The sequence below is a fragment of the Rhodococcus sp. UNC363MFTsu5.1 genome (genome assembly GCF_000686785.1).
Lineage (GTDB): Bacteria > Actinomycetota > Actinomycetes > Mycobacteriales > Mycobacteriaceae > Rhodococcus_G > Rhodococcus_G maanshanensis.
The window spans coordinates 1-12,899 of sequence record NZ_JMLO01000027.1 but is presented as its reverse complement, the minus strand read 5'-3'; the positions used below and the strand labels follow the sequence as shown (position 1 = coordinate 12,899).

Annotated in this window: 14 protein-coding genes; 5 read left to right on the top strand and 9 right to left on the bottom strand. The window is 63.8% G+C overall.

Features of this window, described 5'->3' with window-relative positions; genetic code table 11:
- Positions 1-148: 148 nt before the first annotated feature.
- From BR31_RS0119505 to BR31_RS0119480, 4 genes are all read right to left on the bottom strand, one after another.
- Positions 149-772 carry a TetR/AcrR family transcriptional regulator gene (locus tag BR31_RS0119505; protein ID WP_027502441.1) on the bottom strand — a complete coding sequence of 208 codons (624 nt, stop codon included), beginning with the start codon at positions 770-772 and terminating at the stop codon, positions 149-151.
- A 2,163-nt stretch (positions 773-2,935) separates the two neighbouring features.
- Positions 2,936-3,523: a hypothetical protein gene (locus BR31_RS0119490; protein WP_027502439.1), complete on the bottom strand. Its 588-nt coding sequence runs from the start codon at positions 3,521-3,523 to the stop codon at positions 2,936-2,938.
- Positions 3,524-3,988: 465 nt separating this feature from the next.
- Entirely contained in the window at positions 3,989-4,351 is a 363-nt protein-coding gene (locus BR31_RS0119485; RefSeq protein WP_027502438.1) for a hypothetical protein, read from the bottom strand.
- Between the two features lie 6 nt (positions 4,352-4,357).
- On the bottom strand, positions 4,358-5,347 hold the full coding sequence (locus BR31_RS0119480; RefSeq protein ID WP_051637589.1) for a hypothetical protein: 990 nt from the start codon (positions 5,345-5,347) through the stop codon (positions 4,358-4,360).
- A gap of 320 nt (positions 5,348-5,667) precedes the next feature.
- On the opposite strand from BR31_RS0119480, the gene BR31_RS0119475 reads away from it, so the two are divergent.
- On the top strand, positions 5,668-6,363 hold the full coding sequence (locus tag BR31_RS0119475) for a hypothetical protein (protein ID WP_027502436.1): 696 nt from the start codon (positions 5,668-5,670) through the stop codon (positions 6,361-6,363).
- Between the two features lie 1,076 nt (positions 6,364-7,439).
- On the opposite strand, the gene BR31_RS0119465 is transcribed toward BR31_RS0119475, so the two are convergent.
- From BR31_RS0119465 to BR31_RS29365, 3 genes are all read right to left on the bottom strand, one after another.
- On the bottom strand, positions 7,440-7,766 hold the full coding sequence (locus BR31_RS0119465) for a hypothetical protein (protein ID WP_027502435.1): 327 nt from the start codon (positions 7,764-7,766) through the stop codon (positions 7,440-7,442).
- Positions 7,767-8,016: 250 nt separating this feature from the next.
- Positions 8,017-8,226: a hypothetical protein gene (locus BR31_RS29370; protein ID WP_037177361.1), complete on the bottom strand. Its 210-nt coding sequence runs from the start codon at positions 8,224-8,226 to the stop codon at positions 8,017-8,019.
- A gap of 391 nt (positions 8,227-8,617) precedes the next feature.
- Complete coding sequence (locus tag BR31_RS29365; RefSeq protein ID WP_081830598.1) at positions 8,618-8,995, bottom strand: MerR family transcriptional regulator; 378 nt, start codon at positions 8,993-8,995, stop codon at positions 8,618-8,620.
- A 100-nt stretch (positions 8,996-9,095) separates the two neighbouring features.
- Between BR31_RS29365 and BR31_RS0119445 the strand changes: the two genes are divergently transcribed.
- From BR31_RS0119445 to BR31_RS31610, 4 genes are all read left to right on the top strand, one after another.
- A complete protein-coding gene (locus BR31_RS0119445) occupies positions 9,096-9,515 on the top strand; it encodes an Hsp20/alpha crystallin family protein (RefSeq protein WP_027502434.1) in 420 nt (139 codons plus the stop codon).
- 74 nt (positions 9,516-9,589) lie between these two features.
- A complete protein-coding gene (locus BR31_RS0119440) occupies positions 9,590-9,880 on the top strand; it encodes a hypothetical protein (protein ID WP_027502433.1) in 291 nt (96 codons plus the stop codon).
- A 291-nt stretch (positions 9,881-10,171) separates the two neighbouring features.
- A complete protein-coding gene (locus BR31_RS31230; RefSeq protein WP_081830589.1) occupies positions 10,172-10,537 on the top strand; it encodes a J domain-containing protein in 366 nt (121 codons plus the stop codon).
- Positions 10,538-10,630: 93 nt separating this feature from the next.
- Complete coding sequence (locus BR31_RS31610) at positions 10,631-10,855, top strand: hypothetical protein (protein WP_156042550.1); 225 nt, start codon at positions 10,631-10,633, stop codon at positions 10,853-10,855.
- Between the two features lie 284 nt (positions 10,856-11,139).
- On the opposite strand, the gene BR31_RS0119430 is transcribed toward BR31_RS31610, so the two are convergent.
- On the bottom strand, positions 11,140-11,688 hold the full coding sequence (locus BR31_RS0119430) for a hypothetical protein (protein ID WP_156042549.1): 549 nt from the start codon (positions 11,686-11,688) through the stop codon (positions 11,140-11,142).
- A 402-nt stretch (positions 11,689-12,090) separates the two neighbouring features.
- Positions 12,091-12,899: MMPL family transporter (locus BR31_RS32490; protein ID WP_037177358.1), on the bottom strand; the 809-nt coding region annotated here is incomplete at its 5' end.

Here is a 12,899-nt window from a genome sequence, read left to right as displayed (position 1 = left end):
CGCAACCGCTGTCAGAGCCTTCGTAATCCGAACTCGCTCGAATCCCACGTCCCATTCCCGCCTGTTCTCGCTACAAGATCCGCACGAGTGTGGCACAGGTGGTGATGTGACGCAAAGCTAGCTTAATTATCGTTAAGTATGCTTGTGTTCAAGCCTGTGGCCTGGGAAGATCGAATTGATTGGCGAGCAGGGTGGTGAGTGTTCGTATGCCCGCAACCATGTCGAAGTTCTCGTCCAATAGCCACAGGTGTTCGAGCCCTACGAGGGTGGCGATGATCAGATCAGCCATTCTCGTGATGTCGTTCTTCTCGACCGCCGATACCTCGCCATTGCGCAATGCGCGCTCAGCCGCTACCTCCGAAGCACTGCGCAGTCGGTCCAGCCGCAAGCGCGACCATTGCCGGGCCAACTCCGAGCTGTCGCCGGGAGCGAGCGCGCACAGGTGCTCCAAACGAATGACCTCGCGGTCGTGCAGGTTTTCCTCGACGGTGCGCACCATGAGTTCGAGCGCGTCGGCCAGGGTGAGGTCTTCGTAACTGGTGTCTTGCTCGTCTGCGACGAGTCGGCCTCGATCTTCCAGTACCGCCAGCAGCAGCGTCTGTTTGTCCGGGAAGTGGTGCAGGACACCGGGTGCCGACAGTCCGACCGCCTTCGCGATGGCGGTGATCGAGGTTCCCGCGTAGCCACGCTCGGAGAACAGTCTGAGGGCCGCGCTCAGGATCCGCGCGCGGGTCTCGCGGCCGGCTTGATCGGCTCCCAAGGTACGGGCCACGTCACCGCTCCTTCCTCGTTGTCGCGTCCACGCAATCCTATCGAGGGGAGTGCTGGTCCTCGCATGCGCCGCCGGCCGGTGACGGCGGACCTCGGGGACAGCGTCGACAACGCGCTGCGATCGGTGACCACGCGGTAAAAGACCGTCGGGCTCGAACACCACGGCGGCTTATGGGTTCCCGTGACTTCAGCGACCGAAATCCCGGCCAAACACTCGCTGTCACCGCGGCGCAGGCAGAAGGCGGCGCGTGGCGTGGCGCTGGCTGGCAGTGGGCCGGCGACATGGAGATGGACGAATGGATGGAGGGAGGGAGGGAGGGATGTTCACCAATGACGGAGTGTGGTGGGCTGCATGCGGATTGGATAGGTTGACCAGTCGGTAACCACACTTAAGGAGGGCTCCGGATCACGCAAATCTGGAAGAGTTCCAGTGTCTGTCAGTCCGGGTGCGCTCGATTCCGTATCGGCTTAGCTGTCCCGGACTGAGATGCAGGACGGGTTACCAGGACGCCTCTACGCCGGCCTCCGGTCGAGGTCGGATTTGTTACGGGAAGTCCGATGGCCGTCCGACTTGGCGATCGTCAAACAGGACACTGCGCTAGTAGGGCGTCCGACGCGGTCGGTTGCGGTGTTGTCAGTCGTCGTTGCGGCGATCGATGATCTGCCAGATAAGAACCTGGCAGTCCGGACCCGTGACGCTGCTGACCGTCGCCGGTCGCTCGTGTCCATCACTGACATCTGTCATCGGGCACTGATCGGTTCGACAGTTCGCTGCTTGACGAGCGCGATACCGGCACTCGGCCCGCAGTCAGGAGAACGTCGCGATGCCGATGGCGGTGTTCGACCTCGCGGTCACGAACTTCGTGGTGGGCGAACCCAACACGTTGATGTCGTAGACGTGCCCATGCTCGATCACTTGATACGCGCCTTGGCTACGGCGTGACCGGCAGCGCTACCCGCCCGCAGCCTGAACCGATTTCCCGCCAACAGAATCCGCCCTAGAATAGTCGAATGCTGTTGGTTCCCAGTCATGTTCAGTCAAGGCTGCGGAGCCTCTAGCGCCTCGCCGAGCGCGACTTACGCTTGGATAACCTCGATCCGCGTCAGCGCATTCAGCGAGTCGCAACTGGCCCAAGACTGGTTCTGCCCATACTGCACAGGGCCGTACTTCCAGTAGACGAACGGGACTGGCCACGCAACGCAAGTGAGCTTCACCTGGTGCCAGGTTGGCAGCTCGCAATTGGCCATCCCGCCGGTGTTGAAGATGGGGTAGAGGTGACAGTTGGCCTGCCCCACCGGAACGTCAGCCTGAGCCACGCCACCACCAACGAGTGCGGTGGCCGCAGTTGCGGTGGCTATGACGGCGCTGGCAGCAAGACGCTTCGCAGATCGCATTCCGAACCTCCTGAATAGGGTGTTGTTCGGAACATCGCACATTGGATCGCATCAGTTACAACTGAACAGTGAACCGCCCCAGGTTTCTTGCCGCTTCGATGCTGGCGATGTCTCCGGCGGGAGAGCGGCATCAAACCCGGACGGTTGAGGTTGCCCAGTCGGCACTGATCCAAGACACGATCAGGCTTCCGGTTGCCAGAAGCCGCGCCTCGGACTAGCTATGTAAGCCGCGACGTTTGGCTACACTTCCGCGAGCCGAGTCACTGGTCGTGGTTCCCAGCGGTGCTGTGTGGCGAGGGATCGCTGCAACGGATGGTCAAAACCCCGAGAGCCTCAGACCAATATTGCTCGGCCCGATATTCACGAGCGTGGGGGACCCATCGGCAAAGGCTCCGTTGCTGCGGTTGATGGGTGAACACCCCATGGATGGATGATGGATGTGGCGCATGGATGGAGAGGCCACCCACCTGGGTGAGTGGATGCATGGATGGCCATCTCTGGATGGAGTGGATGGACGGTGAGATGGAGGTGTGTTCACCAATGCCGGTTCGTACTGGGCTGCATGCGGATTGGATAGGTTGACCGGTCGGTGATCACACTTAACGAGAGCTTCTAGTCACACAGATTTGGATGAGTTCCATTGAACGCCGGTCTAGGGGACTTGGAGGACCACGAGCCCCGGGCTGACGGGGCGGTGATCGGGGCAAGCCACGACGATCACCTCGGTGTTGCGCTGCAGCGTCGTCTTGATCCAGGCGGGCGCCAGCGCCTACGCGCCGCCTTTTCGGCGTCGGTCGGACGTCGCGGTCCAGGAGTACCAGGCCATCCAGCAGAAGGCGACAAGCATGACGATGTCGGCGACGAACGCAACCGGGGTCGAACGCGTGACGCGGGCGACTGGGAACGCAATCGCCGCAACGCACAGGAGGGCGACACACAATCGAGGCGACGTCCGCGTGTGCCACTGCATCGCACTGAGAATGATCAGTGCGAGGGGGAACGTCGGGCCCGCGAGCAAGAAGATGACCGTCCCTGCTGCCGGGTAAACGTCGAACGCCGAGAGGTCAGACTTGTCGTTCACGCCGAACACGCCCTCGAAGAAGCCTTGCAGCCCGAACGCGACGGTGCCGAACATTCCGATCAACACCAGTAGGAACCAGAGTCCGGAGACGACAGGAAGGGGAGAGCGAAGCCTCTCGTATTCCCCGAGGAGTCCGAACACCCACGGCACCGTCGACACGGCGATGAGCATGCCGCCGACGACCCCGTAGTGTCCGTCTTCCCAGAATAGGGGCGACAGCGCGAAGATCAGCGGCCCAACGACGAGCCCGAGAACTTGCAGCCGTGGCACAAGCATGGCACTGATGGTAGACACACGCCGAAGCGAGATCGTCGAATTCCGCCACATGGCGGCTCCGGCTCCCGCCGTTACCTGCGGATGCTGATCGGGGACCAGCAGACCGACAAACCCCACAGGATGGTGCTGCGCTGGCTCGCCCGCCAGGGCACTACGGTCACCGCAGACTCGGCCCGCACACTGCACACGGACTACCGTCGTCGACCCAGATGGCACGCGCCGAGCACCTAGCGAAGGCGGGCGCGTGGAGGTAGAGGTGCGTGTGAGGCGGGACGCGGGCACGAATGGGTGAACACCCTATGGATGGATGGTGGATGGAATGGATGGATGTTCACCTATGCCGGTTCGTACTGGGCTGCATGTGGATTGGATAGATCGACCGCCTGACTATCACACATACCGAGGGGCCCCGATCACCTGGATCTGGGTGAGTTCCAGTTTCGAGGTGGGTGCGTGGTCGGGTGCTTACGGGCCGCCTGACAGCGAGTAGCCGATGTATCGGTCGCCCCATTTCAGGAATGCGCTTGTCGTGGCGTCGCCGTGAAATTCATCGTTCTGCCACTGGTAGATGCCGTGAATGGGAGGAAGGAAGCCCACTCGCTCGAGTGTCCAGTGCTCCGTGTTCTCGGGGTAGCGCTGGTTGAGGTCTTCGCGGCTGAACTCGTTTCTTCCCAGGACGTAGGTTCTGCCGAGTGATTCGATTTGTTCCGGCGGGGTGAAGATGTTCACGCTGCGGTAGACAAACATCATGTAGAGCAGGCTCGCCAATAGGAGGGCGATCAGCGTGGAGGCTCCGATGCGGAGAACTCGGCGAGCGAGAATTGGCATGACTGACTATTGGGATGGTTCGTCTGCGGCGGCGGTCACGGTGGCGGGGACGGCGACATAGGGGATGCCGGTGCCTGTGGCCCGTCGGCATCCGTCGAGTTCGATGTCGATCTTTGCGCCGCCGGAGCCGTCCGCGCGGTACAACGGGATCTGTGCGGTTCGTGTGGCGGTGAGCGCACACGGCGGGGCGGGCGGTGCGTCGATGACCTCACGCACCAGATCGACGCTCTGGTCGATCGTCAGCCGAGACCGCGACTGTTGCGTTGAGGCGCCGGCAGACTCGATGAACCGGCACACCTGCAGCCGGCCGACATCATCGATCGGGAAGGCCAGCGCGTAGTTCACGGCGAGCCGAGAACGTCGGTCGGCGCCGTCCGCTTCTTGCACGTCCGCATCGGTGGTCGTGATGAAGCCCGACCCGTACTTTTCGCTGCACACCCCCGGGTTGTCCGCAGGCAGCTGTCTTGCCTGTTGCGGTCGATCGACCTCGTGCAGTTCCGCGAGTACGGCGATCGGGTGGCGCTGATATCCGCACGGGGCGGCGGGCCAGGCCGGACGAACCGCGCGGCCATCCGCATCGACGAACCACAATCCGGCTGGCACATTCTGGGCGACTGCGCAGCTGGCCTGAACGTTATCTGGGAACCGCTTGGAATCGACTCGGAACGCATCCCACGCCGCCTCGACATCGCCCTCGAGCCGGACACTGTCGATCGTCAACGCGCCGGCCGTGTTCTCGCCGCGCTCGCAACGCACGACAGCGACCGGTGTGAATCCTCTGGGCGGATACCCGACCCCAACAGAAGGTGGGCGGCCAGGATCGATGTTGCTCGAGTTGAGCGCCGAGAGCTTGCTGTCGATGTCCGGGGCGAGACAGTCAACTCGTTCGGCGATCGCGGCCGTCGGCGGGCGATAGGACACCGAGTCGCCGTCGCATGCGATGAGGACGGCGCCCGCAATTGCCAGGATCGCCAGCACCGGAGCGAGTCTGGCCACGGCGGTAGGCGAGGGCCTCAGGTCCATAAGCCGATTGCGTACTTGACGGACATGCTGGCAGCCGCGACGAAGCACTGGTGCGGGTTGCCGACCCGATTGACACCGACGAACGGGTCACGGCCTACACAGGCGCTGTCAAACCTGGGATCGCCGGTCACTACGCCACCGTACTTGCTAGATCGCTCGAACCAGGCCATACGCCGATTTCCTCGACATGTTCGTGGCCGCGAGAAGCGCTCAGAGAATACGATCCCCGCTGAACACTTCAAGGGGGGAGCTGCCCGCCGGGCGGGGGCAGCTGACAGTGGAACGGACGTCGAATGAACACCATCGCACGCGCTGACAGAGCCGAACGGTACGAGATCATCCAACAGGCGAACAGCCTTTGGCGACGTGCCGGTGTCCGTGGGGCCGATCGTAGGACGCTGCTTTCGGAACTGAAGGCTGAACTCCGCGGCGCTGACCCAGATGGTCACGGTTTCCAGGCGGTCCCGGATCCGGTGAGCGAGCGGATGCTCCAGGAGCGGGCGATCGAGCGGGGTATGTGCGGTCGCGCGTTGCGGTTGGGACTGGCTATTCCAGCCGCCGTTCTCGGCTTCGTGGCTGGGTTGGCTACTCCTTCGCTCGTGCTCTGGCTCGTGCTCTCGCTTGTGGTCTCGCCCCTATCGGCGATCCAGATGGGACAGTACGAACAGATGGTGAATGTCTCGTCCGGGATCCTGGGATACCTGGGCGCACTGTTGTTCGTGTGGCGGTTCCTGCACAACTACGGTGATCCTCACGCCAAGTCGACCGTGAGGTGGCTCGCTGTACTACTTCCGATAGGTGTCGCGTTCAGTGCCGGTGCGGTGGTTCTCATCATGAAGACGACGAACTTCTTCATGTCTCTCACGGCATACTTCGTCGGTGTTGCGGTCGTCGTCGGCATTGTGGTGGTCGGGATCGGGCTGACTGTCGGGATCGCTCGGTTCTTAGCGGTCAGCAAGCCACGCGAAACCGGTCCCGATCTCGTCTAGAGGTTCAGCGCGCGGTGGTAGTCGGCGCCAGCCGCGTCCAGCTCACTCGAGGTCGACGGCGAGTCTGCTCTCATGACAGATCAGCCCGTGAACTGTCGTCGTGTCCTGTCCATTGAAGTAGATGTGCGGCGCTGTGTAATTTTCGCCCACCGAGCGACCGTTACTTGAGGATGGGGTGAGCGAGGGGGACCGATGGGCGCCGACGAGGCGGGATTCACTGAGATATACACGCGGTTGTACTCCCGCGTGGGGGCGTACGCCCGTCGGCGGGCTACAGATTCGGCCGCCCAGGACGCAGGCTAAGTCCGCCGCAACGCACTGACCTGAACCGAAACCACATGGTGGTCCCAGACGCCTGTGCCCCGGCGGTCCCCCCGGATGCCGGGGCATAGCGCTATCCGCGGCCGCATCTGGTCAATAGAACCGCACGTAACAGCAGGTCACCGGCCTGAACTGTTGACGACCTTGGCAATTGACTGTTGTAAGGTTGGAGGCGTAGGGAAGGTTGAGGGCGACGCGCCGCCCGGCAGGCCACATGTCCTGAATCAACCGGACCAAGCTGACAAACGACCCGACAACTGCGGCGACAGTTCTTGCCGGAACTGCCCAGTTGCTCGGAGTGTTTTGCCGTCTACGGCGATGTTTCGCCATAGCCCCACCACCTCCTCCCTCGGCACGAAACCGCGACAGCCCAGGCGATTTCGTCCCTCAGAAGCAGGTATCAAACACTTTGGCGGGATAGACCGAGTTATCTCTCCTGCATCCGAGAGCGCGGGCGACCTCGAAAGACCTACTCGCGTATTTCCACAGGTGCCGCCATCGCTCCCGACGGTGGCCAGGGCGGCCGCGGTACCCCCTCGCCATGGCTGTAGACGACAGCTGGCCCGGTCGCATCGACACACTCGACACCGATCGAGAAGCCGCCACGCCAGGTGTGGGCCCGTCGCTGTGGTGCGGGGCGGGCGTGGGTTGATCGGTGTGGCGGTTGTGGACGGTGGATCTGCTGGAGCCCGGGATCCGCCGAAAGGCTGTCCCTTCCGTTTCGGCGAATGGTCGAAGTGGGTCGGGGAACATTGTCACAGGTGTGGGTACGCGGCCAGTAGGAAGAAGATACTGGCGTTGATCCCGAATGCGCCGGTGAGGATTCCGATCAACGCTTCCAACGATTTCGGCTCGTCGGAGGCGATTGTGGGGTGCCGGACTGCGAAGATGCCGACGGCGATTGCGCTGGCGCCGAGGGCGATGCCGAAGCCGAACATCCAGAACGTCACGATCGAGACAGCGCCGAGCATGAGAGCGACGGCACTGATTTCCTCGCCGAGTAGCCGAGGTACACCGGGGGTCGGCGGTTGCGGCGTCTTCGAGCGGGGGCGAGCCGGTGGGAACGAGGTTGTGGTGGTCATGGTCCTTTCAGGTCCCCTTGGTTGCTAACTGTGAACGGGTAAATCCTTGGTGTGAGCGATCTCTCGCACCGGCGGCGTGTGAATGCACCGCCCGGTTTCCCAGCGCCTGAGAAGTCGCCAAATGAGGCGACCCAGCAGGCAGCGCGGCGGGGGGCGGGGCCGAGTGTGTCGATCAAGCGGGCGTGGCCCGGCGTCGCAGGTCAGACCGCAATGTCCCCGGCGCGGGGCGCGGCACCGGACTGGGTCTGGGCTAGGCGGCGGTGCGGGTGCGGCCGTCCGCTAATCGTGCGGCCGCGATGGCGCAGCTGGGGCACAACGTGGCCCGGTCGACGATCCAGCCGTTGGTGCGGGCCGCGAGTACGGCAACCGTGCGGGTCTCCGCGACGGTCTGATACCGGTGGTCGCATCGGTCGCAGCGCAGCAGCCGGCGCCTGGCAGTCGTGCGGTCACGGCGCCGCATTGCGGCCTCCGGACGCCATCAGCTCCTGCCACCACCTGGTGAGGGGACTGGGCTCGGGCCAGCGGATCGGTTCCTCGTCCGGCGCAGTCATCTGGCGGGATCGTTCGCGCGAGTCCCGCGTGCGGATGGTCGGGTGATCTTGTGTCTGGCGCACAGCTCTACACCTCCCTGTCGCCCGTGCGCCCACCCAGCGCGGGCGCAGCCACTGTGCGCTGTAGAAACTAGCACTCGGGACTACCCAAAATCCACCACCACTGAACATGTTTTTCTATGTCAAGAGGTTCAGATATTCTCGTTAACTTCACGATGACTCGTATGACGACGACGCGCTGCGGCGTGGCTCAGTTCGCGACGGCTCTGCGATCGGCGGCCGGACGATAGTCGGGTTCGGTCAGCCTTCGGGCGTGTCCCGTGGGCTCGCGGTGGTGGTGCCGTGTTCCGCGCGGAGCTCGGCGATGTCGGTTTCGAGCGCAGCCTTGTCGGCCTCGAGCTGCAGGATCCGTGCGATGCCGGTGAGGTTGACGCCCGCTTCGACCAATTCGCCGATCCGCTGCAGGACGACGAGGTCGTCCTGGCTGTAGCGGCGGGTCCCGCCGTCGGTGCGAGCGGGGGTGAGCAGGCCGCGCCGTTCGTAGAGGCGCAACGTCTGCGGGTCCAGGCTTGACAGCTCGGAGGCCACCGAGATGCCGTACACCCCCAGGCTGGAGCGGGGGGTGGATTCGTGCGCCGTCACGGAGGCCTCCAGGATTCTTGACGATCGTTGTTGCATCATGCTATCAAACATGTCATCATAAATCTGTGCCCACCGGCATAGATATTCTTAGGACACGACCTCAATGACAGTGAGGAGCTACCCGGAGGTGACGATGATGCTGATGCGTACCGATCCGTTCCGTGACTTCGACCGTCTCGCGCAGCAGGTGTTCGGGACGGTGGCGCGGCCGGCGGTGATGCCACTCGACGCGTGGCGTGATGGGGACAAGTTCGTTGCCGAGTTCGACCTGCCCGGTGTGAAGGCGGACTCGATCGACCTCGACGTCGAACAGAACGTGCTCACCGTGCACGCTGAACGCGCCGCACTCGATCCGGAGCGGGAGATGGTCTCCGCCGAGCGGCCGCGGGGTGTGTTCAGTCGGCAGCTGTTCCTCGGCGAAACCCTCGACACCGACGGCATCGAGGCCAGTTACGAGGACGGCGTGCTCCGCTTGACGATCCCCGTCGCGGAGAAGGCCAAGCCCCGCAAGATCGCGATCTCGATCACGGACGAGAAGAAGGCGATCGATGCCTGACCCTCACCCCTGACCGGGGACCGTCAGCGACAGCTCGTATACGGAGTAGTCGATGTGGAAGGAGGTGAATCTCGATGCTCGACCTCGACGTCGCGAGCACGCCGCTCGAGCCGGACGAGTTGGAGGTGGAGCTGCTCCTGCTCGACCTCGAGCAGGATCTGCGCACGACGGCCGATGCCCTCGCGCCCTGTCCGCCTGTTGCCCTTCGCCGGGTCCGCACCCGAGCAACGGCATCTCACGGCGAACGCGTACCGGATCTGACCCGTCGGCCAGCGGCAACGGTCGTCGACATCGATGTGCGTGCCACCCAGCGCTCCCCTCCGGAACATGGGTTGGCCGGCCCGCAGCGATCCGCCGTGACGTGACCGCCGCAAGGGGGTCAAGGCACTTGCCGCGCCGCCCGCACCTTTCGATCGATCACCGCGCCGACACCGACCGACCCACGCCGTCGGCCTCACGGGGCGCACCGCCATCACCGGCAGCACGATCAGCGGGCCACCGGCAGGCCACCTTCGGCCGAGATCACGCAGGCAAGGGAGCATAGGGATCCGGCGGACCCCGACTTGGCGGTCGAAATGGGGCCCGCCAGACTCGTTTTGGCTCCGGCCAGACCGGCCGGAGCCACCAACGCACCCGCACACCACCGAGCCGAATCAATGGGCGAGAACACCGACCCCTACCTGGCGCTGGGACTGCCCGCTACGGCAACCCAGCCCGAGATCATCCGCGCCTTCCGCAGACTGCTGCGCCGCCACCACCCCGACACCCGCGGCGACAACGGTAAGGGTGTCGCCGCCGATGACCAGTTGCAACGTATCCTGTCCGCCTACGCCGTCCTGCGCGATCCGCGCCGCCGCGCTGACTACGACCGGGATCACCCCAAGCCGATGCACACACCCACTGACACTCCACGGGCGGGACAGGCGGTGCACGTGCACCGCACCCCACCGGGTCGTATTCCCCAGCCACCACCACCGCTGTGGGCGGGCCCGGTAATCAGAGACCGACCGAGCGGACAGTGAACCCGAGGCGGCCGACGAAACCTGGCCCCCCGATCCGCCTGTCGACACCACCACGAGAACCCTGACCGCGAACCCGAGAGGGGGGAGAGGGCTGTGATCGAACCCGCCCGCTACGACGCCGTCCCCGAAGCCGACCGACTCGAACAAACCCAACCAGTCGACGACACTCGGACCGTCGTCGACGCAGCGAACCTGCTCGCGGATTCCACACCGGCGTGGGACGTCGACGACGCCGACCGGATAGGCCAGGCCCTCTCTGTCTCTGTCGACGAAGAAGAACACCACCCCGCCCGCACCCCTGGCCGAGGTGTCCGATGAACACTGCCCCACCGGCGCCGCGGCACCGAAAGTGTGGAGTTGGTTGGATGTATGGCTATGGATGGATGGAGGGGTGTTCACCTATGACGGGTCATTCTGGGCTGCATGCAGATTGGATTGTTCGACCACTCGGTAATCACACTTAAGGACGGTTCCAAATCACAAAAATCTGGATCCGTTCCAAGTTAGTGGCCGTCAGGGCGCGACTAGGTAAGGGCGTGTCTCCTAAAGCCGGTGATGGTTCGCGCGGTGATTCTTGAGTGAGTCGCGAGTGAGGACACTCCCTAGAGTCCCCGGAGCCCGAGCAGCCGACTCGCGAGGCGAGGTGGTCGATCCCCTCGCCCCCTCAGTCGCTCTACGAGCTCAGGCGTGTGGGGTGGGAACGAGTCGAGGATCTCAGCGGGCCCGAACGCGATGGATTCTCCCCGTTTCGCACGGTCTCGAGCATCCGTCCAACCCGTGATGAGGAGATACCATCCCGCTTCCGCGACTACTGGCGAGTCTGAGGTCAAGACCGCATCGACCTCCACGACTCCGTCACTGAGGGTGGCGACACCCTCGACCGCCCGAGATATCACCACGATCTTCGCCGATGGATCGCTGTTCCAGACGGTCGCGTTGGACCACCGCTTGAAGAGCTCGGCCTCCTTGCGTTCTCGGGCATCTTGACGCCACCAGAATGCGAGGAGCCCCGCCACGATGAGTCCAGTGGAGCCCCAGAGAACGAACTCGAACATGGCCACATCATAGGGATCGAGACGCCAGCCTCTCGGAGAGGCGGGCGTATCCGAGAAGAGCATGCAGAGGTCGGCGACAAGCGCGTGAACGAGCACGATCAGAAGGCGATGAGTGTCAACAGTCCGAAGCACCCTGGCGTCGCCGTGGGCGATGACCAGACATTTAGGGGACACGCCTTAGGTGTCCGATGGGAGCAGCTCCACGATGGATGGAATGGATGGATGGATGAAGGGTGTTCACCAATGCCGGTTTGTACTGGGCTGCATGCAGATTGGATAGGTTGACCAGTTGGTGATCTCACTTAACCGGGGCTCCTGATCACACAAATCTGGAGGAGTTCCAGATTGGCGCGACTGCCAGCTGCACGGTCGAAGCGCCTTTGAGTGATCGGTGCCGTGTCACGACGGCGCCGCCGCGATGGTCAAGTACTGACATCGGCCGGCGCGTTGGGCCTTACCGACGATGGGGCTCGGCGGATTGCCAGAGATGCGGATCCGCTAACTCCGGGGGACTTGGCCGCGGTTCAGTCGCGTGATCAGTTCGCTGACACTGATTGTCGGCCTGCCGTCCGAATGCCTTTGGCGGCGAGCCTGAGAACGGGTTTCGGTGCGTTCTTGCGCAGCAGTACCCTCAGGGGAGTGGGGCGGACGCGAATCCCGATTCGGGCCTGTCCAGATCGGGCTCGGCTTCGAGCTGACCGTTCGAAGCGGCTCGCCTGATTGAGCCAGCGGCGTCCGACCTTCAGCGAGTGGCGCGTGCGTCGCTCCAGTGGGGCCCGCCACCGGTGTCCTCTCTCCACCAACGGTCCGCAGCGGGATCGCGGATTCCGATCCGACTTCCCTCCTGGCCGTAGGTCTATAGGAGGCGGCGAGATCTGGGATGTCGGACGGCATCAGCTCGTCCTCGAGGATCGGCTCGCCGAGGCCCAGCTTCTCCTGGATGCGCTTCATCCAGGCCGGTGCCCACCAGCAGTCGTCGCCGAGCAGCTTCATGGTCGCGGGGACCAGGAACATGCGGATCAGGGTGGCGTCGATGACGAGCGCGGCGATCATGCCGTAGGCGATGTACTTCATCATCACCAGTTCGGAGAAGGCGAACGCGCCGGTGACGACGATGAGGATCAGCGCGGCGGCGGAGATGATGCGGCCGGTGTGTGCGGTGCCGACCCGGACGGCCTCGGTGGTGCTGGCGCCCTGGGCCCGTGCCTCGACCATGCGGGAGAGCAGGAACACCTCGTAGTCGGTGGAGAGGCCGTAGATGATCGCCATGATCAGCACCAGGACCGGCGCCATGATCGGCCCCGGTG